Origin of the sequence: Fodinicurvata sp. EGI_FJ10296, from assembly GCF_040712075.1 — a bacterium.
Lineage (GTDB): Bacteria > Pseudomonadota > Alphaproteobacteria > DSM-16000 > Inquilinaceae > JBFCVL01.
The window spans coordinates 161,501-187,432 of the sequence record NZ_JBFCVL010000003.1; the positions used below are offsets into that span (position 1 = coordinate 161,501).

Sequence of the window (25,932 nt, forward strand, 5' to 3'; positions counted from 1 at the left end):
AGATTCCCGATGGCCTGGACCCATGCCGACCGCGATAGGCTCAAGCGCGCCATGGCGCTGGGAGCGACCGAGGTTCGCCACGGCGACAAGGTGACCCGATACCGATCGCTGAACGATATGCGCCAGACCCTGGCGCTGATCGAGAAGGAACTCGGTGTCAGCCGTGGACGCCGGATCCGGTCCTTCGTGATCCATAACCGGAGGGGATGGTAATGACGGCGCGCACGGCCCGCACCCGTGTCCGGATCAAGGGCACCAAGCTCTATCTCAATCCCTCCCAGACGACCCCAACTCAGGCAGCCACCAGGACAGCCCCGGTCCGACTGGCCGCCACCGCGTCCTATCAGACCACTGCCGGTGGACCCCGCGCCCGGCGCTGGCAGCCCGGTGCCGCCGGTCCCAACAGCGTCGCCGACGAAGGCCTGTCACAACTGCGCGACCAGGCCCGCGACCTGTCGCGCCGGAACGCATTGGCCTCGACAGCTCTCGACCGGCTGGTCGACAACGTCGTCGGTACCGGCATCAAGCCGCAGCTGCGCGGGTCGATCCAGGATCTGTGGCTACGCTGGACCGATGCCGCTGACGCCGCCGGGCAACTGGATTTCTACGGCCTGCAGGCCCAGGCCTATCGCGCCATTGCCGAGGCCGGCGAAGTCTTCGTGTTGCTGCACCCGGATCCCGGCGCGCCGGTGCCGCTGACCCTGCAACTGGTCGAGGCCGAACATTGCCCGCTGCATCTCAACCGCCTCGAGGGCGGCGACCGGATCATCCGCCAGGGCATCGAGTTCGATCCGCGCATCCCGACGCGGCGGACGGCCTACTGGCTTTATCCCCGCCACCCGGGCGACGGAGACATGACCACGGCCCCGGCCGAACCGCAGCGGATCCCGGCCGACCGGGTGCTGCATCTCTACTGGCCGACGCGGCCGGGCCAGTTGCGCGGTGAACCCGCACTTTCCCGCGTGCTCGACCTGATCAGCGACGTCGCCGACTACAACCGCGCCGAACTGACCCGGAAGAAGACGGCGGCTCTGCTGGTCGGATTTGTCCGGCGCAACATGCCCGACGGCATGAGCGTGGAGGATCTGAAGGAAAGCTGGGGCGACGTCGCCATGGAAGACGATGCCGGCGACGACCGCGCTCACATCGACATGGAGCCTGGCACCATGCAGCTGCTGGCGCCGGGCGAGGAAGTGAGCTTTGCCGACACGACCGATGTCGGCAGCAACTACGACCCCTTCATGCGCCATTTGCTGCGCTCGATCTCGGGTGGCGCCGGCGTGCTCTACGAGCAGCTCTCCGGCGACTTCAGCCAGATCAACGATCGCACCTGGCGCGCGGCGGTCAACGAATTCCGCCGCCACTGCGAGATCCTGCAGCACCATCTGATGGTGTTTCAGTTCTGCCGGCCAGTCTGGCAGCGCTTTGCCCTGCTCGCCCAGGCGCTGGGCCGGGCGCCGGCGGGATCCGACGCCTCAGCGCCGGTCAAATGGACGCCGCAGGCCTGGCCCTACATTCATCCGGTCCAGGACGTGGAGGCCAAGCGCGAGGAAGTGCGGGCGGGACTTGCCTCGCGCACCGGCGTGGTCAGCGATCGCGGCGAAGACTCCGAGGTGATCGACCGCGAGATCGCCATTGACAATGCCCGCGCCGACCGGCTGGGCCTGGTCCACGACAGCGACGGCCGCTATCCGCGCGGCGGCGGCCGGGCGGGCGCCATGGCCCATACGCCGACCTCCAGTACCGGCCCCGACACCCCCAACAACGGAGACGACAATGCCGATCCTGACTGACGGCAACGAACTGGCCCTGGTCGGGCCGGTTGCCATGGAAGGCGGGTTCGCCGCGGCCGACGTCATCGCGGCCCTGGCGACCATCGGGCGCGACAGCGATATTGCCGTGCGGCTCAATTCCGGCGGCGGCCTGGCGACCGAGGGCGCGGCCATCCACGCGGCGCTCTCGGCCCATCGCGGCCAGGTCGCCGTAACGGTCGAAGGCGTGGCGGCATCGGCGGCATCGCTGATCGCGATCGCCGGCGACAGTGTCGCCATGGCGCGCGGCGCGGTGATGATGATCCACGATCCGGCGGCCGTCACCATCGGCACAGCGGCGGACCACACGCGCTCCGTCGCCGGGCTGGAACGGCTGTCGGCGGCTTATGCCCAGCTTTATGCCGACCGGACCGGCAAGGCCGCCGATGCCATGCGCACGCTGATGCAGGCGGAGACCTGGATGACGGCGGACGAGGCCGTCGCCGCCGGCTTCGCTGATTCCGTTCTCGGCGACGATGCGTCCGACCCCGAGCCGACCGCCTTTGCCTATGGGCTTTATGCCAGGCCGCCGGAACGCGTGATGACGGCCGCGGTCGCGACGCCCGACCGATCCCCCGGCACCGCCCCGGCGTCCTCGCCCAGCTCGTCGGCTCCAGTCTCCGACCCATGCACCCCGGCGTCGGGCGCGGATGCCGGCGCCATCGCGCAGCTGTGTGCCGAAGCCGGCGAACCGTCGACCATGGTCGCCCGGCTGCTGTCCGAGGGCGCCAGTGTCGCCACCGCCCGGGCGCGGCTGGCCGCCGCGGCGACGATCCGGGAACGGGTCACGGCCGCGCGCCGGCTGACAGCCTCGATCGCCGACACTTTCGCCGACGACGCTGTCGCGCGCGGCCTGTCACCGGACGAGGTCAGCACCGCCCTGCTGGCGCGGCTGACCACCGATCCCCTGCCCACGATCGACAGCCATCCGCCCGATCGCTCGCCGCCGGCGACGGCGCGCCTTGATCACACTGCCATCTTCGACCGCATGAACCGGATCAAAGGATAACCCCATGCCATCCGTGCTGAATGAAGGCCGGCGCACCGGCGAGTTCCTGGTCTCCGAGGCGAGCGGCTATCGCTCCCGCGACCAGGGCCAGCTGATGACCGACGAACCGCTGCCGGCGGGAACGGTGCTGGGCCGGATCACCGCCACCGGCACCTTCGTGCCGCTCAACCCGGGTGCTGACGACGGCGGCGAGACACCAGCCGCCATTCTATACGCCAACGCCGAGGCGTCGGAGAGCTCGCAGCCGGCGACCGTGATCCTGCGCGATGCCGAGGTGAACGCCCATTGCCTCGAATGGCCTGCCGCGATCTCCGAGGCCGAGCAAGCCGCCGCCGAGGCCGCTCTGACCGCCGCCGGCCTGATTCCCCGCCGATAAGGACCCCTTGCCATGCCGCAATACCAACTGCCCGATATCTTCACCGGCGACGCGTTCTCCGCCGTCACCCTGACCGCGTCGATCAACGACGTGCCCTACACCCCGCAGCTGCTGGGATCGATGGGGCTGTTCGCGGTCGACGGCGTGCGCACCACCGACATCGCCATCCATAGCCAGGGCGGCGCGCTATCCATCGTCCAGACCAGCGAGCGTGGCGCACCGCCCGGCCAGATCGCCAACCCCAAGGGCACCATGCGCAAGGAAAGCGTGCGCCGCCTGTCGCTGGAAGCGTCGGTCTATGCCGACGAGGTGCAAAGCACGATCGGCTATGCCCAGTCCACCGGCCAGCCGGTCACGCCGACCGCCCAGGATCTGCTGACCGAGCGCTTCTCAGGTCCGTTCGGACTGCGCGCGCGGCTGGAACTGACTCAGGAATACCACCGCCTCGGCGCCATCAAGGGCATGGTGCTCGATGCCGACGGTGCCGTTCTGCACGACTGGTTCCAGTTCTTCGGCATTGCGCCGCTGGCCGACGTCGAGATCGACTTCGCGACCTTCACGGCGGACGAGCGCAAGTTCGAGGTGCAGTGCACCCAGCTCGTTCGCGACATGGCGCGCGAGACGGAGGGTTTCCCGCTGGTCGGGCTGCAGCCGGTGGCGCTGTGCGGCGACCAGTTCTACGATCGGATCTATGCCAACAAGGAGGTCGCCGCCGCCAGGGGCAACCGAGATACCGGCCGCGACGCCGACGTCTTCGGCCAGTCCAAGGCGTTCAGCCGGTTCGAATACGGCGGCATCGTCTGGGCGAACTATCGCGGGACCAAGGATGGCGCTGTCGGGATCGGGGCAAACGAAGCGCGCCTGTTCCCGGCCGGTGTCCCGGGCCTGTTCCAGATGCTGTTCGGCCCGCCCGATATCATGGGCCTCACCAACATGCGCGGGCTGCCGGTCTATGCCTTCATGCCACCGGAACGCCAGACCAGCCGGGCGGCGGTGATCGAGGCGCAATCCAATCCGCTGACCCTGTGCATGCGGCCGCGCGCCCTGCGCCGGCTGATCCTCAAGCCATGAGCCGCTGGGCCGGGACAGTAGACGTCGCCATGGACGCGGTGCTGGCGGCGTTCGGGGACCCGGTCGCCTATCGCCCGGCCGGCGACGCCGACCAGGCGGTCGAGATCGAGGGCGTGTTCGACGAGGCCCACCAGGCGGTCGACCCCGGCACCGGCGTGCCGATATCGACGACTGCGCCGGCGCTCACCGTGCGGGTGGCCGATCTGCCCCGGCCGCCGGTCGCCGGTGATGCCCTGACCGTCGACGGCCGGGACTGGCTGGTCATGGACGTCCAGCCCGACGGCGCCGGCAATTCCCTGCTCAAACTGCATCGGGATCATGGACGATGACCACCCGTACCCAGCTGCTGGACGCTGTAAAGGCAGCGCTGCTGACGCCGGTACCGCAGACCGGCGCCGGCAAAGAAGTGCATATCGGGCGGCTGACGCCGGTGTTCGAAGCGCGGATGCCGACGATCCTGATCTATGCCGCGCAGCGCCGCATCCGCCGGAACCTCTCCGACCCCGCCCGCGCCCGGCAATGGGAAGCCACGATCAGCATCGAGGTCGGCGCCGCCGGAGCGGATGCGGAAACGACGGCCGAGACGGTCGCCGCCGAGGTCGAGCGGGTGCTGGACCGCGACCCGACACTGGGCCAGCTGGCGGAATCGCTGCAGCTGACCGAGGTCGAGACCGATGCCGACGGCGACGGTCAGACGCCGCTGGCCGGCACCCGGCTGAGCTATGAGGCGGTGTACTGGGACACGGCCGGCCGCGACGTCGATCTACCACCCGCCGCGGTCGTGTTCGATCCGGAAGCCGATGATCCGAGTGGCGAAGGCTATGCGCCGCTGGCCCGGGATGCGATCGACAACGGCGTTGCCCCCGTCCATGTCCGCCGCGACGCGATCGAGGCCCGCCTCGTCGCCCGCCAGTCCTTCATGCCGGGATCGTCCTTCGAGGATCAGCCGGCGCTGACGCCGGCCGAGGCCGCCACAGCCGTCGAACCGATGCTGCTGGTCCGGGAAACCCGGATCCTCGCGCTGCCGGCGATCCACCGGGACAGCGCCACCCGCCCCGGCCGGACCGGCGTCTTCGCCGGCCACGCGCCGGAGGTCGGGCCGGATCACGAAGACGCCTACACGGCCGTCGATGCCTGGGTGAACGGGGAGTAAGACCATGCCCGAACGCCGCCACCTGACCCGCGACCTGTCCGACGTCGAACGCCAGGTCAACGGCGTGATCCGCTATGCCCGCGTGACCGAGATCAATCACGCCGCCGCGCGGGTCCGGGTCACCGACGGGCCGATCGTCAGCAATTGGATCCGCTGGGCCGAAGTCCGCGCCGGCGCCGACCGCACCTGGGATCCGCCGACCGTCGGAGAACGCGTCATCGTCGTCTGTCCCGGCGGCGATCTGAACAACGGCACCGTCATCGCCCGGCTCAACTGCACCGACAACCCGCCACCCGATGACCGGCCGGCGGTGGACAAGCGCGTCTATGCCGACGGCACGGTGGTCGAACATGACGGCCAGGCCGGCACCACCCGGCTCACGACGCCCGGGCGCGTGATCATCGAAGCGGAAGGCGATATTGCGCTACGCTCCAAAGGGGCGATCGAGATTCGTGCCGAGGGCGCGATTACGATCAACGGGGCGACGGTGGATATCAATTAAACGGGCATTATATCGACTATTTTGTATATATACTTCGATCAATTCGGTGTCCGGCAGCGGGAACTGGATAAGGTTGCACCAATACCCGCCTTATTTTTACGCCATGATTATATTTTGTGAGTTTCATTATCGTATCGCTCAAATCCTTTTCAGTATTTTTCCATTTTAGAGCTCTTATCTGGTTTACAGGCTTATACAGTCCAACTCCACCCGACAGCCTGTCAAGAATTACTAATATTGCATCAAATCGATGGTATTTAAAGCTTTTATCTTTGTATCTCCTGTCAAACGTCAGGGACATATAATGATCTGGGCGTCTTGGGTTTGACAAGATATCCCTTAGTTCATCATCTTCTTCTATTTGACCAAATATATCTCTAAGGAAAAACTGTGTTTTTCTGTGCGTGTACAATTGGAACACATATTCCCGAGTTTCATCAATCAGTCTTTGTTCATTCATGTTGTTCACTCCTCATTTTCGTTGTTTTCCATGTCAAAATCGTCAGTCTCATTGATCGGGAAGTACTCCGAGAACACCTCGGCCGGTGGACGTCGATATTTCTCTACGATATCCTTTTCGACGCACGGAAATGTCTCGTCCAGATCAATAATGACCAAACCCATTTCAAGTGCTTCATCTTGAAGCTTTTGAATTGTCTCAGAGCGCAGTCGTTCAACTCCTAGCGCCGTCTTTAATTGCCGTCGTGTCAGACAGAACCGACCCCGCTTCTTTCCACGAAACTCCTCGTTATAAATGTTTATCTTAAGAGACCGCGCAACTTTTCGGATAGTCAGGTCCGTCGGCTTGATCATTATATCCCCCCTACGTTGCTCTCTAGAGCGAAAATACGATCTATTCCTACTTCTGTCAACCAAATCTGCTCTATGTAGCGATTTTGCGATCTATAATTCAGTCCGATGGTAGCTGTAACCCCGCTCCGTGAAGGTGAAAAACAGATGCCCCCAGCCACCCGCCTCGGCGATCTCTGCACCGGCCATGACTGCTGGCCGTCCCGGCCGTCGGTGACGGGCAGCGGCGATGTCCGGATCGAGGATGCGGCCGCGCACCGCGTCGGCGACGGCTGGGCCGTCCATTGTTGCGTCGACCGGCCGAGTGATTGCCATGCCGGGGTTCTGGCGGCCGGGTCCGGCACCGTGCGGATCAACGGCCGCCCGGCCGGGCGGATCGGCGACCCGGTGAGTTGCGGCTCTGTCGCCGCGACCGGCGCCGCCACGGTGCGCATCGGCGGATAGTTCGAGGTTCTCCCATGCAAGGAATGGATGCCATCACCGGCGAGCCTCTGGCCGGAACGGACCATCTCGCCCAGTCGATTCGCGATATCCTGACCACGCGGGTCGGCACGCGCGTGATGCGCCGGGAATACGGCTCGGACCTGCCGCGCCTGGTCGATGCGCCGCTGACGCCCGCGACCGTGGTCGATTTCTACGCCGCCACCGCCAAAGCCCTGCGCCGGTGGGAGCCGAGGTTGAGGCTGACCCGGGTCCAGGCGGTCGCCGGATCGCGCCCCGGCCAGGTGGTGTTGAGCCTGACCGGCCGGGTGGTCGCAGACAATCAATCCGTTTCCCTGACCGTGGAGCTGTCGCCATGACCGACATCAATATCCCGCCAGTGCGGGCCTATGCCGGGGTGGATCTGGCCAGCTTCGAGCCGCCGCCGATCGTCGACGAGGGCGACTTCGAGGTGATCTTTTCGGAGATGCGCGCCGAGTTGGTCCGGCGCTATCCGGATTACACGGCCATGGTCGAATCCGACCCGGTATCGGCACTGTTGCAGGCCAACGCCTGGCGCGAGCTGCTCCTGCGCCAGCGCATCAACGAGGCCTCGCGCGCGACCCTGCTGGCCAGCGCCCGGGGCGAGGATCTCGACCGCAAGGCCTGGGACCTGTCGCAGACCACGCGCCTACTGATCGAGCCCGGCGACCTGGACGCCCTGCCGCCGGTCGAACCGGTCTGGGAGGGCGATGACGCGTTGCGCGAACGCGCGCAGCTGGCGCTTTACCGGCTGAGCGTGGCCGGGCCGGACAATGCCTATATCTCCGCCGCCCGCGACGCGCATCCGGCAATCAAGTCGACCTCGGTCGCCAGCCCGGAACCGGGCCGGGTGATCGTCACGGTGCTGACCCGCGAGGGCAAGGGCGTGCCGGGACCGGAGGTGCTGGCGGCGGTCGAATCTGCGCTGTCGGCCCGCAATGTCCGGCCGCTGACCGACCAGGTCGAGATCCGCCCGGCCGCGATCCTCGTCTATCGGGTCGAGGCGCGCTTGCGGGTCTATGATGGCCCCGACGCCGAGGTGGTGCGGGCCGAAGCCGACAAGCGCCTGCGGGCCTACGTCGCCGCCCGGCACCGGCTGGGCGATCCGGTCACCCGCTCCGGCCTCTTTGCCGCCCTGTCGCCGCCGGGGGTCCAGCTGGTCACGCTCGACCGCCCGGCCGATCACATCCTGCCCACGTCCGGCGAGGCCGCGTGGTGCGAATCCATCACCATCACCCTGGAGGATTGACCCCATGGCCCTGACACCCCTTGGCACCGACACCGCCGTTGCCGCGCTGGCGGCGGCCGCGACGTCCCTGTCGCTGCACGGCGACGATCCCGGCGCCGACGGCGCGCAGGAGATCGACGGCGGCGATTATGCCCGCCGCCCGGTGACCTGGAGCGAGCCGGAGAACGGCGCGGTTGCCGCCACCGGCACGATCGGCTTCGAGGTGCCAGCCGGCGCCGTCGTCTCCCATATCGGCTTGTGGTCCGGCGCCGGCGGCTTTCTGGCAAAGATCAGTGTGCCTGAGGAGATGTTCGGCTCGGCCGGCGAGTACCGCCTCACCGAACTGACGCTGACCGTCGGCGACTGCCCAGCGCCGACTGACGGCCAATCGGGTGACGGGGGCGGCGCATGACGGCGCTGGTCTTTCCCGGTGAGGCCGACGCCGACGGCTGGGCGCCGGTGGTCGCCGCCCATCACCGCCCCGACGACCTGGCGCCCGAGCGCCGGGCCCAGGGCGTGGAAGTCGAAACCTGGGACCCGCCCGCCGACAGTGAATTCCGCACCCATGCCGCCTTCGTCCGGATCGAGACCGGTGCCGTCGAATATCGCCCGGTGGCCCGGCCGGTGGATCCGCGCCGCGTTCGCGCGCTGTTCACGCACGCCGAACGCCGGGCGATCAAGCTGGGCGACAGTCTGGACGCGGCCCAATCTGCCGACCTTGCCATCCTCTGGGAAGACGTCTTTGACCGCGAGACCGTCACCCTCGACGATCCGGCACTGGCCGACCTGCTCGACTGGCTGGTCGCCCGCGATCTGCTGACCGCCGAGCGCCGGGAGGCGATCGCCTCCGGCCAGCCGCCTGCCTGATCTACTGCCCCGCTCCCTTCCATAGGCCCCCATGACCGAACCCGCGCCCTATCTCGTCGGCAGCGATCAGCTGACCGACGGGACCGGTCTGCGCGGATTCGGGACCGACGGTACACCGCTCTGGACGCGGGAGAGCCGGGCGTCGGCGCTGGCCCGTCATCGCGACGGCTGGCTGGTCGCCGGTGGTGCCAGCCGGGTCCGGCGCCTCGACCCCGACGGAGCGGAGATCTGGTCGGCGGAGGCCGGCGGTACCCTGCGCGCCGTCGCCGTCAATCTGGCCGGTACGGTGGTCGCCGCCACCGCCAGCGGCGTGGCTGCCTTCGACGCCGGCGGGGCGCCGCTATGGACGGTACCCAGCGGTTCCGACGTCTGGGGCGTGGCCATCGACCGCGACGGCGGCATCGCGCTGGCCCGGGTCGATGGCCGGGTCGAGCGCCGCGACGCCGGCGGTGCCCTGATCTGGGCGGTCGAGCGCGGCGCCGCCGCGATCGCGGTCGCGCTGACCTCCGCCGGTGGCGTCATTGCCGCCGGCAGTGCCGACGGCGACGGCCGGCATCTGAACGTCTATGAGGCCGACGGCACCCCGCGCTGGTCGGCATCGTTCGGCACGGCCCCTTATATCTGGGCCGTCGCGGTCGATGATCGCGGCCATGTCACGGTCGGCGGCGCCCCCGATGCCGGCATCGTCGCCCGCCAATACACCGGCGACGGCGATGTCGTGTGGTCGAGCACCGCCGGCAACCCGGGCCAGATCCGCGCCGTTTCGGTGACGCCGGACGGGACGGTGCTGACCGCCGGCGCCTGGGGCAGTGGTCCGAAAGCGGCGCTGCTCGATGCCGGTACCGGCACGGTGATCTGGACCGATGACAGCTTCGACCGCGCCGCCTCGACAGCGGCGGTACCGGGCGTGCGCGGCGGCGGCCACTGGCGCCACGAAGCCGAACGGGCGGCGCATAGTCGGGCCACGGCGACCCTTGCGGCCACCAGCGGCAAGCGCAGTACCGGGGCCGGATCGGTGCCGGCAACGGGCAGCGTCGCCGGGATGGGCCGCAAGCGGATATCCCGCACGCCGACGATCGACGCTGGTGTGGGCATCACGGCTGGCGGAACGAAGCATGCTTTCGTCTCAGCCGCCGTCGACGCGGGAGCGCAAACAACCGGTGTCGCGCGCAAGTCGATCCCGGCCGCCGCCATGGTCCGGGCCGGTGCCGTTACCGACGCCCGGGCGTTCAAGCGGTCGAGCGGCGGCGGATTGTTCGCCGCCGGCGCCATCCTCGGCGCCAGTGGCGTGACGATCACGGACCAGCCGGCCGAACCGCTGATCGTCACTGTCGACGTAACCGTCACGGCAGGGGCCAGCCTCGACGGTACGGCCGGTCGGATCGTCGGCGGAACGGCAGCGGTCCCGGCCGTCGGGACGATGGCCGGGACCGGCCACAAGCGCGCCGACCGCACCGGGGCAACCGCTTTCGCATTCGGGATCGGGGGGCATGGCCGGCCGCACCGGCGGGGCACTGTCAACATCATTGCCGGCGGCACCGGACGGGCGGTGGCGAACGGCAGCCGATCGGGCGCGGCGATACTGAAGGCCGTCGGCACCGGCGAGGCCGCCACGACCGCCACCCACTACGGCCGGGCACGTGTCCGCATCGGCACGCACGGCCAAGCGGCGTTCACGACCGCCAAGCCGACGCCGACGCTGCTGCCGTCGAGCGCGACCAACGAGATGCGCGCGCTCGAGGCCGTGACCGTTCGCGCCACCGATCTGCCCGCCCTGCACCGGCACAACGCCGATCCGGAGCGGGTGCGCTCGCAGCTGCTGCCCTGGCAGGCCTGGGAGCGCGCCGTTGATATCTGGGACACAACCTGGCCCGACGCCACCAAGCGCGCGGTCTCGGGTCGCGCCATCGCCACCCACCGCATCCGGGGCACACCGGCGGCGGTGGAATCGGCACTCGCCAGCCTCGGCGTCGACGATGCCGTACTGACCGAATGGTTCGAGGATACGCCCGAAGGCCCGCCCTACACCTTCCGCGCCACCGTCACCCGGGCCGGAGGCATCGAGCGCGGGCTGACCCGCAATCTCGGCCGCGCGGTCGCCGCCTCGAAGAACACCCGCAGCCACATGACCCGGCTGACCCTGGTCGTGCCGATGGCCGCGACCACGCTTCATGCCGCCCCGGCCGCGCTCAGCGGCCAGGCGGTCACCGTCGCCCCGATCTGGGATCCGCCGGGACCGATCATGGGGGCAACGGCCGGCGCGAGCGCAATTCACAGCGTCACGGCCGTCACCGTGCCCGCTCACAATGAGGATACCGATGCCTGACCAGGACTATTACACCATTCTGACCGATACCGGCCGGGCCGAACTGGCCGCCGCCATGGCAGACGACAGCCCGCTCGGTATCACCGAGGCGGCGCTGGGCGACGGCGGCGGGGCGAGCTATGACCCGAGCCCGGACCAGACGGCGCTGGTCGGCGAATGGCACCGCCGGCCGATCAACCGGATCACGGTCGACCCGGCCAACCCGCATTGGGTGGTGGTCGAGGTGGTGGTGCCGATGTCCGTCGGCGGGCATTACGTGCGCGAGGTCGGGCTGATCGACAGCGACGGCGCCCTGATCGCAATCGCCAAGTTCCCGCCGACTTACAAACCCACCCTGATCGCCGGTACCGGATCGGACCTTGTCATCCGGGTGATCCTGGAAGTGGCCAACGCCGACAGCGTTGAGCTGCTGATCGACCCGACAGTGGTCACCGCAAGCCGTGCCTATGTCGACCAGACGGTCGGGGCGATGGCCGGCGATCTGACGCAGGCGATCGAGACGATGCGCGACGAGGTCGAGCAATCGATCGGCGACCTCCGCGCGGCCCGCGAGGCCCTGGCGGCGACCATGGGCGATTATCGCCTCGCCCCCATCTTTCCAGAAATCGAGACCGGGGGCGGCCGTTTGCCGGTCTCGGCCGAACATGGCGGCATCACGACGGGGGCGGCGACGCTGCTGCATCGTGGCGGCCGGCGGTTCGATCTGGGCACCATTGCTGACAGAAACTTCCCGACGGCGCCGAACCGCACCTATCACCTGCGTTGGCTGGCGCCGGGACAGCATAACGTCGAGCCAACGATATGGCCGGCGGGGCGGCTGGTGCTGCGCGACCTGAGCGATCCGGCCTACAATCCCCACGGCCGGGCCGAGGATCACAGTGTCTTCGATACCGGCTATGACGACGCATTGGTGGCGCGGGTCGTTACCGGCGGCGCCAACACACCGGCCGTCACGCCGCTGATCAATCGCGCAACGCTCACCTGGAACGAGCAAAGCGCCATCTATTCCAATGATCCACCGTTCCGCAACCGCTTCGAGTTGATCACCGGCAGCAACTCGATCCGGGCGACCATCGCCTCGGCCCCCTATAACTGGAGCCGTGTACCGCGTCTGCGGTCCTTTGGCGGCGTCGTCGGCTGGGGCAACCTTTATGCCTACGAAGTTCAGCCGGCAACCTCAGGCGTCGCGAATAACATGACCCTTACCGAGGTCAACCGGTACGGCGCCGAGATCCAGGGTTTTTCCGATTATCGCGGCGGTGATGGCCCGTTCCATCTATCGACGGACCGCATCTACATCGTCGGCCGATTCCACTTCACGGCTTGAGAGGATACCCTTCCATGCGTTTTGCGATTTCCAATGGCGAGGCCGTCGTCTCGATTGTCGATGGCGACGGGGCCGAAGGACTGCCCGGCGCCGTGCCGATCCCCGAGGCGTTGGCCGGCTATCCGATCGACCGGCTGGTCATCCGCGACGGCCAAATCGTGCCTTCGCCCGAAAGCGTAAACGACCCGGCCCGGTCCGAAACCCGCTAAACGATATCGTCGAGATCGACCTGCAAGGCTCCGGCGATGGCTTTCAGCACCGACAGACTGCCGTCCTTTCGGCCGGTCTCGATCTCCGAGAGATAGGCCGTGCCGATGCCGGCGGCGGTGGCCAGGCCCTCGAGCGTCATTCGGCGATGCTCCCGCCAGACCCGCACCGGGTTCTCACCGGCGTTTACCCGGCGTGAAACCGCAGCCGGCGTCAACTGATCGACGCTCCGGCGAATGGCTTGGGCGAACGACAGTTCGCGGTCATCAGGCACGTGTTCGTCTCCGTGGGTCCGTCACTCGTGCGCCTTCCTAACACCACCCGCCAGCGAGCGGGTTTTTTTTTGCTCAACCGCAGGAGATCGTATGCCCGATTCCTTTCTTCACGGCGTCGAGGTCGTCGAGATCGACCACGGCCCGCGCCCGATCCGCACGGTGCGCTCGAGCGTCATCGGCGTTGTCGGCACCGCGCCGGACGCCGATGCCGAGGTGTTCCCGATGGATACGCCTGTCTTGGTCGCCGGCAGCCGCCGCGAGGCGGCCAGACTGGGCGAGGCCGGTACACTGCCCGACGCGCTCGCCTCGATCTTCGACCAGGTCGGCGCGATGGTCGTGGTCATCCGCGTGGCCGAGGGCAGCGACGACAGCGACACCCGCGCCAATGTCATCGGGGGGGTCGATGCCGAGACCGACGCCTATACCGGCGTGCATGCGCTCAAGGCCGCGCAGTCCCGGCTGGGGCTGACGCCGCGCCTGCTGATCGCGCCGGGCTTCACCCATCAGCGCCCGCCCGACCCGGACGATCCCGACCGGCTGCTGGCCAACCCGGTGGTCGCCGCCCTGCAGGCGATCGCCCGGCAACTGCGCGCCACCATCATTGCCGACGGCCCGGACACGACTGACGAGGCGGCAATCGGGTATCGCGGCGACTGGGGCAGCGCGCGCGTGTTCCTGGTCGATCCGCATGTCAGGGTCGATCGCGGCGGGATCCGCACGGTTCCGGTCAGTGCCGCCGTGGCCGGGCTGATCGCCCGCATCGACGCCGAGCGCGGCTTCTGGTGGTCGCCATCGAACCAGGAGCTGTTCGGCATCATCGGCACCGCGCGGCCGGTTGACTTCCGGCTCGGCGACCGCAATGCGCGGGCCAACTATCTGAATGAGAACGACGTCGCCACCGTCATCCGCGAGAACGGCTATCGGCTGTGGGGCAACCGCACCTGTTCGTCGGATCCGCGCTGGGCGTTCCTGTCGGTCCGGCGCACCGCCGACATGGTCAACGAGTCGGTCCAGCGCGCGCATCTCTGGGCGGTCGACCGCGCCATCTCCCGGACCTACATCGAGGACGTGACCGAAGGCGTGAACGGCTATCTGCGCAGCCTCAAGGCCCGCGGCGCAATCCTGGGCGGCGAATGCTGGCCCGATCCCGACCTCAACACGCCCGCCAACATCAGTCAGGGCAAGGTCTACTTCAACTTCGACTTCACCGCGCCGTATCCGGCCGAACACATCACGTTCCGGTCGATGATGACCGACGGCTATCTGGAGGAACTGGTCGCATGAAACACCCGCGCGTCATCCGCAACTTCAACCTGTTCGTCGACGGCCAGGGCTTTGCCGGCCGGGTCGAGGAAGCCGAACTGCCCAGCCTCAATCTCAACACCGACGAGTTCCGCGGCGGCGGCATGGATGCTCCGGTCGATGTCGAGCTCGGCATGGAGAAGATGGAGTTCACCGCCACCTTCGCCGACTGGGACCCCGACCTGCTGGGCCTTCTTGGAACCAGCAACCAGCCCGTGACCCTGCGCGCCGCCGCCCAGGCGCAGGGCGGGCCGGTGGAACCGATCCGGATCCAGCTGCGCGGCCTGTGGCGCGGCCTGGAACCCGGCGGCGTCAAGGCCGGCGACCGCGCCACGCTCAAGGTCAGTGCCACCCTCGCCTATTACCGCTTCACCCAGGCCGGCACCGACGTGATCGAGATCGACCTGGAGAACATGATCCGGCGCATCCGTGGCATCGATCAGCTCGCCGACCAGCGGGCTGCCCTGGGTCTCTGACCCTCCAATCCCCCCGTCCTCTTTCCATCGAAAGGACCATCCCCATGACCGAACGCGCAGCCAATACGCTCACCCTCAACCACCCGATCACACGCACCGACGACACGGTGCTGCGTGAACTGGAGTTCCGCCGTCCCACTGGCCGCGACCTGCGCCAGATGGGGAAGCTGAAGGGATCGCAGATCGATCAGAGCCTGTGGCTGATCGCGAAGCTGACCGGCATCGCCCCCGACGAAACCGATCTGCTCGACGGCGAGGACATCAACCGCGCCAGCGAGATCATCGACGGTTTTTTGTCGCGCTGACCCTCGGCCCGGAAGGCGTCGGCGAGGCCATGGCCGATATCGCCGCCGTCTTCCACTGGCCGCTCGCCGACCTGGAACGTCTTGAAGTGTCGGAACTTGCCTTGTGGCACGACAAGGCGGTCAAGCGCTACCAGGCCATGAGCCAGACGAAAGAACCCCGCCATGTCTAGTTCCCGATCGCGGGTTCAGGTCATCATCTCGGCCATCGATCGGCTGACCGCGCCGCTGCAGCGGATCACCCGGTCGATCGGCCGGCTGTCGGCGCCATTGCGCCGGATCCGGTCCCTGGCCAGCCGCATCGGCCGGGCGACGGGGCTGCAGCGGATCGGGCGCGCGGCCGACGCGGCCGCCCGGCGGGTGCGCGTCCTGTCCGATCGCCTGAGCGAAGCCGGGCGCCGGAACCGCGAAGCCCTGTCCGAACGCCACGGCCAGGCCATGGAAGCGGTCGGCATCGGCATGGCCCTTTATGGCGCCATGCGCCCGGCGGTGGCGTTCGAGGATTCCATTGCCCGGGTCGGCGCCGTCGCCAATGCCAGCGGCGCGGACATGGAACGGCTGTCGGAGTCGGCGCGCGAGATCGGCCGGGTGGCGCCGGTGGGCGCATCGGACGCGGCCGACGCCATGGGCTATCTGGGCATGGCCGGCATGGACACCAACGAGATCCTTGCCGCCACGCCCGACCTGGTCAACCTGTCGATCGCCGCCGGGACCGATCTGGCCCGGACGGCCGACATCGCTTCAAACATTCTCAGCGGCTTCAACATGTCCGCCGGCGAGATGGGCACGGTCGCCGACACCATGGCGGCAACCGTGACCTCCGCCAATGTCGACGTCGCGATGCTGGGCGACACCATGGCCTATGTCGCCCCGGCCGCATCGAGCGCCGGCGCCTCGCTGCAGGAGGTCGCGGCCATGGCCGGCATGCTGGGCGATGTCGGCATCCAGGGCAGCCGGGCGGGCACGGCGCTCAATGCGGTCTATTCGCGGCTGTCCTCGCCGGTGGGCGAAGCGGCCGACGCGCTCGCCGATCTGGGTGTCGAGGCGTCGGACGCCGACGGCAATCTGCGCGCCGTGCCGGATATTCTGGCGGATCTGGCCAACCAGGTCGACGGCATGGGCAGTGCCGAACTGTCCGCCACCATCACGCGGATCTTCGGGCGCGAGCCGGCCGCCGCCGTTCAGCAGCTGCTGAACCAGTCGATCGACGGTTCGCTTTCGGCCTATATCAACGAACTGTCCGACGCCGAGGGCGCGGCCCAGAACCTCGCCACGCGTATGGACGATACCACCGGCGGCGCCCTGCGGCGGTTGAGCAGCGCGGCCGAGAGCGTGGCGATCACCGTTGGCGAGTTGTTTCTGCCGGCGCTGGCCGATCTGGCGGAGAAACTGGCGGTTGCCGCCAACTGGGTGACCGATCTCGCCGAACGCTATCCGACCCTGACCCGGTGGATAGGCTATACCGTCGGCGGGCTATTGGCGCTGCGGGTCGCGATGACCGCCGTCAGCATCGCCACGCTGGTGATGAAGGGCGGCCTGATCGGGGCGGCGCTGGGCGTCACCCGGATGGCGACCGGCCTGGCGCTGATGCTGTCGCCGGTGGGACTGGTCATCGGCGCCGTCGCCGCGCTCGCCGCCGGCGCCTATCTGATTTATAGCAACTGGGACAGCGTGGCCGCGTGGTTCAGCGGCCTCTGGAACTGGCTGAGCGAGACGGTCGGCGGCGCCCTGAGCGCGATCACCGGATTCCTTTGGGACTGGCATCCCGGTGCCATAGTGGCGCGGGCGGTCAACGGCATCGTCGAAAGCCTGTTTGGCATCGATATGTTCGCCCTCGGGCGGGAATGGATCGGCGCCCTGGCCGACGGCGTTTCCGGCGCCTGGAACAGCTTTACCGACTGGCTGACCGGCGCCATCACGTCGCTGCTCGACTGGATGCCCGATCTGGTCAAGGACAAGCTGGGTATCGAGGTGACGGCAACGCCGCTGTCAGACAGCGAGATCGAACGGCAGGCAGCCGAGACCGCCCGCCGGGAAAGCGCCGGCAATGGCCCGGGTCCGGGCAACCGCGGCGAATACCAAGCCGCCTTCGAGCGCGAGCGCGACCGGCTGCGGGCGGAAAACGAACGGATCCGGCGCGAAGCCGCCAACCAGCTCACGCTGCCCGACGTGCCGGACATCGCGAACGATACGGCACAACGGCCGGGCGTCGATCTCGATCGCTTCCGCGTCGCCACGCCGACGACCCCCACGGTCGCCGCCTACACCCCCGGATCGACCGCGGCCGCGATGCCGGCGATCCCGATGCCGACGTCGCCGGCGGTCGAGGCGGTTTCGATGCCGACCGTGGAATCTGCCATCGACGCCGGCGCCGCCGGGCCCGCGATGCGGGAGCTCGAGGGGCTGGGACAGTCGCTGACGGCGATGGAAGATGACAATGCCGGCATCCAGGCGCAGCTGCGGAACCTGGACGATCCGGAGACGTCGCTGTCCGGCCCGACCATTACCCAGCTGGCCGAGGCGGTCGAACAGCCGCAGCCCGACGTGACGGTCAATATCAGCGAGGGCGCGATCGTCATCCAGGTCCAGAACGGCAATCCGGAATCCATCCGCCAAGCCGTCGACCAGGGCCTGCGCCGCTCCGCCACCGACGCGGCCCGGACCGCGCGGGCGTCATTCCATGATTGAGCACCGGACGAACGAGGGAATCAGACCATGCCCCTGATGGCACTCGGCGACTATCGCTTCGAGCTCGGCACCGCCGCCTATCAGAGCCTCGAACGCGGCGAGCGGTACCGGTGGCAGGCCCAGGACCGGCTCGGCCGCCGGCCGGCCCAGCAGTTCACTGGCCCCGATGCGCCGGAGATCAAGCTCGACGGCGTGATCTATCCCTATCACCGGGGCGGTCTCGGCCAGGTTGACGCCATGCGAGCGATGGCCAGCCGAGGTGAGCCGCTGGACATGGTCGACGGCACCGGCCGCGTCTGGGGGCTGTGGTGCATCACGGAAGTGACCGAGACCCAAACCCATTTCCATCCCGACGGCAGCCCGCGCAAGGTCGAGTTCGGCGTGCGGCTGGTCTGCTACGGCGAGGATACGGCATGACGGCCGCCACCCACCGCACGACAGACGGCGACATGATCGATGCCATCGTCTGGCGGCACTACGGCCGCACCGACGGCGTGGTCGAGCGCGTCATCGCCGCCAATCGCCACCTGGAAGGCTATGGCCCGATCCTGCCGGCCGGCGTCGAGATCACATTGCCGCCGCTGCCGACCACCCCCGAACGCCGCGTCACCCGCATCTGGGGATGATCCATGCCCACCCACTGGACACCCGACTTCCGGATCGAGGCTGATTCGGTCGACGTCACCGCACGCCTGCGCGACCGGCTGATCAGCCTGGAGATCACCGACGAGGCCGAGGACAAGTCCGACCGCCTGGCGCTGGTGCTCGACGACCGGCCCTATCCCGACGGCACCGTGGCCGCGCTGCCGGCGATAGCCACCCGGCTGACGGTCTCGATCGGCTATCGCGAGACCGGCCTGGTCCGCATGGGGATTTACGAGGTCGACGACCGCGAGCTGTCCGCACCGCCGGCCGTGCTGGACATCGGGGCGACGGCCGCCGCCCTGGCCGGACCGATCCGCGCCCGCCGGACCCGGTCCTGGCACCGGCAGACGCTGGGCGACATCGCCCGCACCGTCGCGGCCGGTCATGAGCTCGAGGCTCGGGTCGATGCCGATCTCGACGCGCTGCCAATCGCCCATGCCGACCAGCAGGCGGAATCCGATCTGGCGTTTCTGAACCGGCTGGCCCGCGATCACGACGCGGTTGCCCGGCCGCTGGGCGACTATCTGGTGCTGGCCCGGCGCGGCAACGCCTCGGCCGTCACCGGCGAACCGCTGGCGGGGACCGCGTTGGCGCCCGGCGACGTCGACACCTGGTCGTACAGCCATGCGGCCCGGCGCGAGAAGGGTTCGGCCGAGGGATCCGGCGGCGGCGTCCGCGCCTGGTGGTGGGATGACGAAGCCGGCGAGCGCCGGTCGGTCGATCGCGGCCGGGAGCCATTCGAGGACATCGCCACCCTGCACGAATCCGAAGCCGCCGCCCGCGCGGCGGTGGCCAGCCAGAGCAACAGCGCCGCGCGCTCGAAATCCGAACTGTCGCTGTCGATGGCCGGGCGGCCGGAGATCCAGGCCGAGGCGCGTCTGACGCTCACCGGCTGGCGCCCGGGCGTGCCGCTGCGCTGGCGCATCACCCGCGTCAACCACCGGATCGGCAGCGACGGCTATACCACCGAAATCGCCGCCGAAGAACAGCCCGAACAGGGCAACGTGGCCGCCCTAGTGCGATCGGCCCCCACCGGCCCGGCCGACGCACTCTGAACAACACCGACCCCACCCGATAGCCATCCACACCACAAAGGAGGCCGCCATGCCGGCGAGCGATTCCGCGACGGCCGAGATCCGGCCGAACGTTCCCCCTATGCCCGCAGCCCAGCTGAGCGAGGATTATCTGCACCGCATCGTTCAGGAGACCGCCGAAGCGACGGCCCGGCGGGCGGTCGCCGACGTCCTGGAGCGGCTTGGCTTCGATGCCCAGGACCCGCGCTCGGTCCGTCAGGATGCCGACTGGCTGCGCGAGGCCCGCCTGCGCTCGTCGGATCCGGAATACCAGAAGGATCGGCAGTTCCTGCGCCGGCAGCGCGAGACCCACGAGGCGGTCGGGCGTCATACCCGCCGCGCGATTCTCACCACCCTGATCGGCGGCACCATCACCGCCATGATTCTCGGCCTGCAGGAAATGCTGCGCTGAGGCCCGAACCCTATTCCCCACGGCAACAGGAGATCATCCACCATGACCCCCTTCGATTCCGCGCTGGCCTTCGTCCTGGAGCACGAGGGCGGCTTCGTCGACCACCCCGAAGATCCGGGTGGCGCCACCAACCAGGGCATCACGCTGGCCACCTTCCGCCGGTGGGCGCGCCGGCACGGTCACCATACGCCGACGGTCGACGAGTTGAAGGCGATCCCGGCCGCCACCGTCCGGGCGATCTATCGCGACGATTACTGGCAGGCCGTGCTGGGCGACGAGCTGACGCCGGCACTGGCGCTGATCACCTTCGACATGGGCGTCAATGCCGGCCCGGACCGGGCGGTGCGGATCCTGCAGCAGACGGTCGGCGCCATCGTCGACGGCAAGATCGGGCCGCAAACGATCAGCTATGCCCGCCGTGAAGGTGACGACCCGGCAACGCTGGACGAGATCACCGCCAGGCGGCTGCACTATTACGGCCAGCTCGGCCACTTCGGCACCTTCGGGCTCGGCTGGGCGCGCCGCACCGTCGCCGCCCGCCGCGCGGCCGAAGCCATCGCTGTCGCCGGTTGAGCCCCTTCCTCACGACCAATCATCCGCCCGCCCTTCGGCGGGTTTTTTGTGCCTGAACCCAAGAGAAGACCATGAATTCCGAAGCCACCGGCGATACCGCCTTCGACGACATGCGGCCGGTCACCCCGACCCTGCCGGTCGCGCCCTATCTGGGCGGCAAGCGCAACCTTGCCCGGCGCCTGACCGAGCGCATCGAGGCGATCCCCCACACCACCTATGCCGAGGCCTTCGTCGGCATGGCCGGTGTGTTCCTGCGCCGCCGTTCGGCCCCGAAGGCCGAGGTGATCAATGATTACAGCCGCGACGTGGCGACCTTCTTCCGAGTGATCCAGCGTCACTATCCGGCGTTCCGCGACATGATCCGGTTCCAGATCACGACCCGGGCCGAGTTCGACCGGCTGACCGCCACAGACCCGGAGACCCTGACCGACCTGGAGCGATCGGCCCGGTTCCTCTACCTCCAGGCTACCGCTTTCGGGGGAAAAGTTGCGGGGCGAACCTTTGGTGTTACCCCGGAAAGGCCCGGCCGGTTCGACCTGACCCGGCTGGGGCCGATGCTGGAGGACGTCCACGCCCGGCTCGCCGGGGTGACGGTGGAATGTCTGCCCTATGAGCGGTTCATCCCGCGCTACGACCGGCCGGGCACGCTGTTCTATCTCGACCCGCCGTACTGGGGCTGCGAGACGGATTACGGCAAGGGGATGTTCGGCCGTGACGACTTCGCCCGGCTGTCGGAAATCCTGGCCACGATCAAGGGCCGGTTCCTTCTGTCCCTCAATGACAGGCCGGCGCTGCGCGAGATCTTCGCCGGCTTCGAGCAGGAAACGGTCGCCACCCGCTACAGCGTCAAGGCGACTGGCAGTACCGCGCCGGCGCGCGAGCTGATCATCAGCAATGTCTGACCGTCCCACACTGAGACTTCGACGAACCGGAACCCCTACTTGATGACCTGAAGCGCAGGGACCAGGCGGCCGAGTATCTGGCCCGACGCCACGCCGCCGCCGATGATCCTGATATCGGTTGGCTCGCCCGCTCCGGCTTCTCCGTCGACGGCATCACCGACACAAAGCACCGTCGTCTCGTCGGTCCCGACACGAATGCTCGCGACGACGCGGTCGCCGGCCCGGATCGGACGGCGCTGCGTGTCGAAATAGACCGTCTCGCCGCCGATCCTGACCGCGCCGAGACCATCGAACCGGGCCACGTCGCCGCCACAGGGCAGGCCATCACGCCCGGAGGGTCCGCGGCGACAGTTCATCCTTACCTCGATCGTTGGGGTGACGGGGACTGCCGATGGCCATGCCCAGGCAGGCCTCGCCATCGAAGGCGATCGGCCATCTGTCGCCCCCTATAACCCCGATCGCACCCGCCGCCAACCACAATCATCGGAAGCAACCACGCCGCCGGCTCGCCGATGAGTATGCCTGCCGGCGGCCTACTGTCCCGAAGCCTCATCTAGAAGTATTAACTCGAAAGGAAAGACCATGACCGAAATCGATCTGACTCCCGTCATCGATCTCGCCATCACGCTCGGCGTCGCCGGCGTCAGCACCGCGGCCGGCTGGCTGATCAAGCGCGCAGGCGAGCTGGTCGGCGTGCGGGTCGAGGATACCCTCGCCCGCCGCGTCCAGGAAGCCGCGTCCTGGGGCGCCCGACGTGCGATCGCTAATGCCCGCGGTAAGGGCGAAGACATCGCCCGCATCGACGTCCGCGGCCGCGCCACGGCCGAGGCCGTCAACTACGTCCTCGACCATGTCCCCGATTCCACGCGGCGGCTCGGATTGTCCGAAGCCGGGGTTCGGGAGATGGTCGAGGCGCGGCTGGAAGGGTAAATTATCAGAGGTTGCCGGGGCTGACACTAGTCAGCCCCTGTGGTATTTTTCGACCCAAAACTCGCTGTTCATGCCATTCTCGATCCAAATCCCCTCGCACTGACCGACCGGATCATCAAACTACTTCTTTGGGCATTGCGGCGAAATTAAGTTCTGAGGGAGCTGTTTTGGAATTGAAGTTCTTATGCTCAAGATCCAACCGATTGTCGTTCATGAATAGCTAGGATGTGGTTGCTATGAATGAAATGCCGGCCAATTTAAATGGTATGTTACTTCAGCGCTCTCTAAGAGATTCTGTTAGACGGTTGTTTATGAGTAAAAAGAAAAAGTCAGAAGAAGCCGATTATGAAAATAGAATTAAAGGTATAATGTATAAAATAATTCATGAAGGTGGACAGATAATTGCGAACAATGAGTTAATGTCTATACCGCATATAGATAAAGTTAACGATGATGATTATAATTTAGTGTGCAATTTATTTCTAATTGGAGTTTTTGAGGAGATTGGATATAGATATGAGAACGAGTTTGCTCGTGACCCGGGAGGTCGTCACCATTTATCTCCGGAACAGAGATCATATATTCATTTTATTCATTACAGTTATGTGACTAAGAGAGATAGTTTCGAAAACTCTCGTAAAATTGCTAGTGAGTTGCGGGAAATGCGGAATGATGATCTCGGGTATGCAATCATTAATTCTGGGAGCAAGGCTGTCAGGGAGAAAAGCGACATGGAGTTGACTAGAGTCCTGTCAATATTGCAAGCGTCTCGGGCGTCCTGAGAGTACGCCAAAAGCCTGCGGCAAGGCCGAGCGCATCGCCACATCGACGTCCGCAGCCGGGCCACGGCCGAGGCCGTCAACTACGTCCTCGACCATGTCCCCGATTCCGCCCGGCGGCTCGGATTGTCCGAAGCGGGAGTGCGCGAACTGGTTGAGGCGCAGCTCCCACAGTGACCTGGACCGGTTAGATCCAGGGCCGCTCTGGAGGCACAGTTTCGGCGCTACCTCCACGACGTTCGCACTGCTCGGCGCGCTTCTTACTTTACAGCAGCGTTGCCGCCGTCGGCCGACAGAGCTGAGCCTGTAACGAAGCTTGCCATGGGGCCGGCGAGGAAAAGGGCGGCGGATGCGATCTCGTCAGGCTGAGCAATCCGTTTCATGGCATGCAGACCAGCCGCCCAATCCTTCTGGCCTTGATCGCCTGCCATCTCGGTATCCACGCCACCCGGCAGAAGTGCGTTCGCACGGATGCCCCGGGCGGAATAGTCCGCCGCTATCCCTTTCACCAACCCCATCAAACCGGCTTTCGATGCTCCATAGGCAGCCATGCCGGGAAGGCCGACGCTCGTCCCCACGAAACTGGACGTGGACACTATCGACCCGCCGCCACGTTCAAGCATGGCGGGTATCTGGCTGCGAGCCCCGAGATACGCAGCCGTCAGATTCACGGTCAGCGTTCGCTGCCAGTCTTCAGGCAAGATTTCGGCGAGCGGTCCGAGCGGTCCCACCGTGCCCGCATTGTTGATGGCGATGTCGAGGCCACCGAATTCGCGCACCGCATCAGTGACCAATTGCTCGTGCGTTTCCGTCCTGCCAATGTCGCCAGCAGATACATGTGCCTGGCCGCCCTTGCTGCGGATGACGTCTGCGACCTCTTCGAGCTGAGCTTCGCGTCGTGCGGTCAGAACAACCGCTGCGCCATGTTCGGCGAACATCAACGCGATCGCACGTCCGATTCCAGTTGATGCGCCGGTGACAATGGCAACCTTGCCGTCGAGTGTAGTCATGTGCCGTGTATCCTTTTGGTTTCGTTCACGGCAGCAAGATATCCGGTCGTTCTCCGGCAGCCTCTCCACTTCTTGCGATCGAACCGACCCATCTCCAAAATAGGCGATGCTAGAGCAAGCTTCTCTATTGATTAACCGATCGAGCCCAATCCGCCATCAACGCCCGCCGCTTTTCGAAGACATCGCCGCGCCGATAGGCCCGCTCGACCGCTGACCCGACAATATGAGCGAGTGCTTGTTCGGCGATTTCGGAGGGGTAGCTGGTCGTCTCGGCGACCCAATCCCGGAACGTCGATCGGAACCCGTGCGCCGTCAGATCGCCCCGACCCATCCGGCGGAGAAGCATGAGGAACGCCATGTTGCTGAGCGGCTTGCCCTTGCGCTGGCCCGGGAAGACATAGCCGGTCCGGCCGAACATGGTGCCCATGTCCTGAACGATCCTGGCGGCTGCTGGCGGCAGCGGGACGCGGTGTTCCTTGCCGGCCTTCATCCGGTCGGCCGGAATGGTCCAGACGGCGCCGCCATCGCGATCGAGATCGATCTCATCCCATGTCGCGCCGAGGACCTCTGACGTCCGGGCGACGGTCAGGATCGCGAACTCCAGCGCCCGGGCACTGGTCCCCACCTGTTCGCGCAGCGCCTCCATGAAAGCCGGCAACTCGGCATATGGTAGCGCCGCGTGGTGCTCGACCTTCTGAACCTTCGACTTGGCCGGCAGGATGTTCTGAAGGTGACCGCGCCAGCGGGCCGGGTTCTCGCCCTCCCGATAGCCGCGAGCCGTTGCCCAATCCAATACCGATTCGATGCGGCCACGCAGCCGGCTTGCGGTTTCGGATTTGCTCGACCAGATCGGCTCGATTGCCTTTAGCACCAGGTCGGTATCGACGTCAGCCACCGGCCTGTCGCCGAACACCGGATAGGCATAGGTCTTCAGCGTCGATCGCCATTGGCCCTTGTGCTTGCCATTGCGCCAGGCAGCCTCGTGTGCCTCTATATAGGATTCGGCGGCTGTCTCGAATGTGATCGCCCGGGCGGCATCCATGGCCGACGCTTCGAATTGGCGCTTCCGATGGTCCATGGGATCGATACCGCCGGCGAGCAGCTTGCGCGCGGCCAGTGCCTTTTCGCGCGCCTCGGCCAGCGACACCAGATCCACCGAACCGACGCCCATGACGCGGGCCCGGCCCTGGAACCGATATCGGACCAGCCACGACTTCGCCCCGGTTGGCCCGACATTGAGCCAGAGGTTCCCACCGTCGCCATAACGACCCGGCTCCTTGACCGTCGCCACCTTTCGCGCGGACAGCTTGCCCGTCGCCGCCATCCCGACCCCCCAGATCCATGGTACATGTTGTTGTACACACTGACACGCGTTCGCAGTAAATCACGATGGGTCGACGTAGACAAACGCCATCG

General features: G+C 67.0%; 35 protein-coding genes. 29 read left to right on the forward strand and 6 right to left on the reverse strand.

Features of this window, described 5'->3' with window-relative positions:
• Positions 1 to 9: 9 nt before the first annotated feature.
• Genes ABZ728_RS06920 through ABZ728_RS06955 form a run of 8 tightly spaced genes read left to right on the forward strand, consistent with a single transcriptional unit; the run spans position 10 to position 5,922 of the window.
• Positions 10 to 213 carry a phage head-tail joining protein gene (locus ABZ728_RS06920; protein WP_366655338.1) on the forward strand — a complete coding sequence of 68 codons (204 nt, stop codon included), beginning with the start codon at positions 10 to 12 and terminating at the stop codon, positions 211 to 213.
• Positions 213 to 1,793, forward strand: a complete 1,581-nt coding sequence (locus ABZ728_RS06925; protein WP_366655340.1) for a phage portal protein — start codon at positions 213 to 215, stop codon at positions 1,791 to 1,793. The genes ABZ728_RS06920 and ABZ728_RS06925 overlap by 1 nt, the downstream gene beginning before the upstream one ends.
• Positions 1,777 to 2,820 carry a head maturation protease, ClpP-related gene (locus ABZ728_RS06930; RefSeq protein ID WP_366655342.1) on the forward strand — a complete coding sequence of 348 codons (1,044 nt, stop codon included), beginning with the start codon at positions 1,777 to 1,779 and terminating at the stop codon, positions 2,818 to 2,820. Before ABZ728_RS06925 ends, ABZ728_RS06930 begins: the two co-directional genes overlap by 17 nt.
• 4 nt (positions 2,821 to 2,824) lie before the next feature.
• The gene (locus tag ABZ728_RS06935; RefSeq protein ID WP_366655343.1) at positions 2,825 to 3,196 is read left to right on the forward strand and encodes a head decoration protein; all 372 of its coding nucleotides are present in this window, start codon (positions 2,825 to 2,827) and stop codon (positions 3,194 to 3,196) included.
• A 12-nt stretch (positions 3,197 to 3,208) separates the two neighbouring features.
• Complete coding sequence (locus ABZ728_RS06940) at positions 3,209 to 4,267, forward strand: major capsid protein (RefSeq protein WP_366655345.1); 1,059 nt, start codon at positions 3,209 to 3,211, stop codon at positions 4,265 to 4,267.
• Positions 4,264 to 4,596: a head-tail joining protein gene (locus ABZ728_RS06945; protein ID WP_366655347.1), complete on the forward strand. Its 333-nt coding sequence runs from the start codon at positions 4,264 to 4,266 to the stop codon at positions 4,594 to 4,596. Before ABZ728_RS06940 ends, ABZ728_RS06945 begins: the two co-directional genes overlap by 4 nt.
• The gene (locus ABZ728_RS06950) at positions 4,593 to 5,420 is read left to right on the forward strand and encodes a hypothetical protein (RefSeq protein ID WP_366655348.1); all 828 of its coding nucleotides are present in this window, start codon (positions 4,593 to 4,595) and stop codon (positions 5,418 to 5,420) included. Before ABZ728_RS06945 ends, ABZ728_RS06950 begins: the two co-directional genes overlap by 4 nt.
• 4 nt (positions 5,421 to 5,424) lie before the next feature.
• Positions 5,425 to 5,922: a phage baseplate assembly protein V gene (locus ABZ728_RS06955; protein ID WP_366655350.1), complete on the forward strand. Its 498-nt coding sequence runs from the start codon at positions 5,425 to 5,427 to the stop codon at positions 5,920 to 5,922.
• A gap of 16 nt (positions 5,923 to 5,938) precedes the next feature.
• Here the strand turns inward: ABZ728_RS06955 and ABZ728_RS06960 are convergent, their stop codons facing one another.
• Together ABZ728_RS06960 and ABZ728_RS06965 are read right to left on the reverse strand one after the other, a co-directional pair.
• Positions 5,939 to 6,382 (reverse strand): hypothetical protein, encoded by a 444-nt coding sequence (locus ABZ728_RS06960; RefSeq protein ID WP_366655352.1) that lies wholly within the window; start codon positions 6,380 to 6,382, stop codon positions 5,939 to 5,941.
• Positions 6,383 to 6,387: 5 nt separating this feature from the next.
• Positions 6,388 to 6,735: a hypothetical protein gene (locus ABZ728_RS06965; protein ID WP_366655354.1), complete on the reverse strand. Its 348-nt coding sequence runs from the start codon at positions 6,733 to 6,735 to the stop codon at positions 6,388 to 6,390.
• A 144-nt stretch (positions 6,736 to 6,879) separates the two neighbouring features.
• Here ABZ728_RS06965 and ABZ728_RS06970 point away from each other — a divergent pair, with 144 nt between their 5' ends.
• The 8 genes from ABZ728_RS06970 to ABZ728_RS07005 are packed head-to-tail and all read left to right on the forward strand — an operon-like array spanning position 6,880 to position 13,151.
• Positions 6,880 to 7,176: a PAAR domain-containing protein gene (locus ABZ728_RS06970; RefSeq protein ID WP_366655356.1), complete on the forward strand. Its 297-nt coding sequence runs from the start codon at positions 6,880 to 6,882 to the stop codon at positions 7,174 to 7,176.
• 14 nt (positions 7,177 to 7,190) lie between these two features.
• A complete protein-coding gene (locus tag ABZ728_RS06975) occupies positions 7,191 to 7,532 on the forward strand; it encodes a GPW/gp25 family protein (protein WP_366655358.1) in 342 nt (113 codons plus the stop codon).
• Entirely contained in the window at positions 7,529 to 8,443 is a 915-nt protein-coding gene (locus ABZ728_RS06980; protein ID WP_366655359.1) for a baseplate J/gp47 family protein, read from the forward strand. Before ABZ728_RS06975 ends, ABZ728_RS06980 begins: the two co-directional genes overlap by 4 nt.
• A gap of 4 nt (positions 8,444 to 8,447) precedes the next feature.
• On the forward strand, positions 8,448 to 8,834 hold the full coding sequence (locus tag ABZ728_RS06985; RefSeq protein WP_366655361.1) for a hypothetical protein: 387 nt from the start codon (positions 8,448 to 8,450) through the stop codon (positions 8,832 to 8,834).
• On the forward strand, positions 8,831 to 9,289 hold the full coding sequence (locus ABZ728_RS06990) for a hypothetical protein (protein ID WP_366655362.1): 459 nt from the start codon (positions 8,831 to 8,833) through the stop codon (positions 9,287 to 9,289). Before ABZ728_RS06985 ends, ABZ728_RS06990 begins: the two co-directional genes overlap by 4 nt.
• A gap of 31 nt (positions 9,290 to 9,320) precedes the next feature.
• Positions 9,321 to 11,615, forward strand: coding sequence for a phage tail protein I (locus ABZ728_RS06995; RefSeq protein ID WP_366655364.1), 2,295 nt, complete (start codon positions 9,321 to 9,323; stop codon positions 11,613 to 11,615).
• Positions 11,608 to 12,942, forward strand: coding sequence for a phage tail protein (locus ABZ728_RS07000; protein ID WP_366655366.1), 1,335 nt, complete (start codon positions 11,608 to 11,610; stop codon positions 12,940 to 12,942). The genes ABZ728_RS06995 and ABZ728_RS07000 overlap by 8 nt, the downstream gene beginning before the upstream one ends.
• 14 nt (positions 12,943 to 12,956) lie before the next feature.
• Entirely contained in the window at positions 12,957 to 13,151 is a 195-nt protein-coding gene (locus ABZ728_RS07005; protein ID WP_366655367.1) for a hypothetical protein, read from the forward strand.
• Here ABZ728_RS07005 and ABZ728_RS07010 read toward each other — a convergent pair.
• A complete protein-coding gene (locus tag ABZ728_RS07010; protein ID WP_366655368.1) occupies positions 13,148 to 13,423 on the reverse strand; it encodes a helix-turn-helix transcriptional regulator in 276 nt (91 codons plus the stop codon). The genes ABZ728_RS07005 and ABZ728_RS07010 overlap by 4 nt on opposite strands.
• Positions 13,424 to 13,514: 91 nt before the next feature.
• Here ABZ728_RS07010 and ABZ728_RS07015 point away from each other — a divergent pair, with 91 nt between their 5' ends.
• From ABZ728_RS07015 to ABZ728_RS07065, 11 genes are all read left to right on the forward strand, one after another.
• On the forward strand, positions 13,515 to 14,708 hold the full coding sequence (locus ABZ728_RS07015; protein WP_366655369.1) for a phage tail sheath subtilisin-like domain-containing protein: 1,194 nt from the start codon (positions 13,515 to 13,517) through the stop codon (positions 14,706 to 14,708).
• Positions 14,705 to 15,202: a phage major tail tube protein gene (locus ABZ728_RS07020; protein WP_366655370.1), complete on the forward strand. Its 498-nt coding sequence runs from the start codon at positions 14,705 to 14,707 to the stop codon at positions 15,200 to 15,202. The genes ABZ728_RS07015 and ABZ728_RS07020 overlap by 4 nt, the downstream gene beginning before the upstream one ends.
• Positions 15,203 to 15,246: 44 nt before the next feature.
• Positions 15,247 to 15,507, forward strand: a complete 261-nt coding sequence (locus ABZ728_RS07025) for a phage tail assembly protein (RefSeq protein WP_366655372.1) — start codon at positions 15,247 to 15,249, stop codon at positions 15,505 to 15,507.
• A 29-nt stretch (positions 15,508 to 15,536) separates the two neighbouring features.
• A complete protein-coding gene (locus tag ABZ728_RS07030) occupies positions 15,537 to 15,677 on the forward strand; it encodes a GpE family phage tail protein (protein WP_366655374.1) in 141 nt (46 codons plus the stop codon).
• A complete protein-coding gene (locus ABZ728_RS07035) occupies positions 15,670 to 18,192 on the forward strand; it encodes a phage tail tape measure protein (protein WP_366655376.1) in 2,523 nt (840 codons plus the stop codon). The genes ABZ728_RS07030 and ABZ728_RS07035 overlap by 8 nt, the downstream gene beginning before the upstream one ends.
• A gap of 27 nt (positions 18,193 to 18,219) precedes the next feature.
• On the forward strand, positions 18,220 to 18,609 hold the full coding sequence (locus ABZ728_RS07040) for a phage tail protein (protein ID WP_366655378.1): 390 nt from the start codon (positions 18,220 to 18,222) through the stop codon (positions 18,607 to 18,609).
• Positions 18,606 to 18,818, forward strand: coding sequence for a tail protein X (locus tag ABZ728_RS07045; protein ID WP_366655380.1), 213 nt, complete (start codon positions 18,606 to 18,608; stop codon positions 18,816 to 18,818). Before ABZ728_RS07040 ends, ABZ728_RS07045 begins: the two co-directional genes overlap by 4 nt.
• Positions 18,819 to 18,821: 3 nt before the next feature.
• Positions 18,822 to 19,892, forward strand: a complete 1,071-nt coding sequence (locus ABZ728_RS07050) for a contractile injection system protein, VgrG/Pvc8 family (RefSeq protein ID WP_366655382.1) — start codon at positions 18,822 to 18,824, stop codon at positions 19,890 to 19,892.
• 49 nt (positions 19,893 to 19,941) lie between these two features.
• Entirely contained in the window at positions 19,942 to 20,322 is a 381-nt protein-coding gene (locus ABZ728_RS07055) for a hypothetical protein (protein WP_366655384.1), read from the forward strand.
• A gap of 42 nt (positions 20,323 to 20,364) precedes the next feature.
• Positions 20,365 to 20,895 (forward strand): glycosyl hydrolase 108 family protein, encoded by a 531-nt coding sequence (locus tag ABZ728_RS07060; protein ID WP_366655386.1) that lies wholly within the window; start codon positions 20,365 to 20,367, stop codon positions 20,893 to 20,895.
• Positions 20,896 to 20,966: 71 nt separating this feature from the next.
• Positions 20,967 to 21,797, forward strand: a complete 831-nt coding sequence (locus ABZ728_RS07065; protein ID WP_366655388.1) for a DNA adenine methylase — start codon at positions 20,967 to 20,969, stop codon at positions 21,795 to 21,797.
• 35 nt (positions 21,798 to 21,832) lie between these two features.
• On the opposite strand, the gene ABZ728_RS07070 is transcribed toward ABZ728_RS07065, so the two are convergent.
• On the reverse strand, positions 21,833 to 22,153 hold the full coding sequence (locus tag ABZ728_RS07070) for a hypothetical protein (protein ID WP_366655389.1): 321 nt from the start codon (positions 22,151 to 22,153) through the stop codon (positions 21,833 to 21,835).
• A 226-nt stretch (positions 22,154 to 22,379) separates the two neighbouring features.
• Here ABZ728_RS07070 and ABZ728_RS07075 point away from each other — a divergent pair, with 226 nt between their 5' ends.
• Positions 22,380 to 22,727 (forward strand): hypothetical protein, encoded by a 348-nt coding sequence (locus tag ABZ728_RS07075; RefSeq protein ID WP_366655391.1) that lies wholly within the window; start codon positions 22,380 to 22,382, stop codon positions 22,725 to 22,727.
• 236 nt (positions 22,728 to 22,963) lie between these two features.
• Positions 22,964 to 23,509, forward strand: a complete 546-nt coding sequence (locus ABZ728_RS07080) for a hypothetical protein (protein ID WP_366655393.1) — start codon at positions 22,964 to 22,966, stop codon at positions 23,507 to 23,509.
• Positions 23,510 to 23,766: 257 nt separating this feature from the next.
• On the opposite strand, the gene ABZ728_RS07085 is transcribed toward ABZ728_RS07080, so the two are convergent.
• Positions 23,767 to 24,516 (reverse strand): SDR family oxidoreductase, encoded by a 750-nt coding sequence (locus ABZ728_RS07085; protein WP_366655395.1) that lies wholly within the window; start codon positions 24,514 to 24,516, stop codon positions 23,767 to 23,769.
• Positions 24,517 to 24,640: 124 nt separating this feature from the next.
• Positions 24,641 to 25,840, reverse strand: coding sequence for an integrase arm-type DNA-binding domain-containing protein (locus ABZ728_RS07090; RefSeq protein ID WP_366655397.1), 1,200 nt, complete (start codon positions 25,838 to 25,840; stop codon positions 24,641 to 24,643).
• Positions 25,841 to 25,932: the final 92 nt, after the last annotated feature.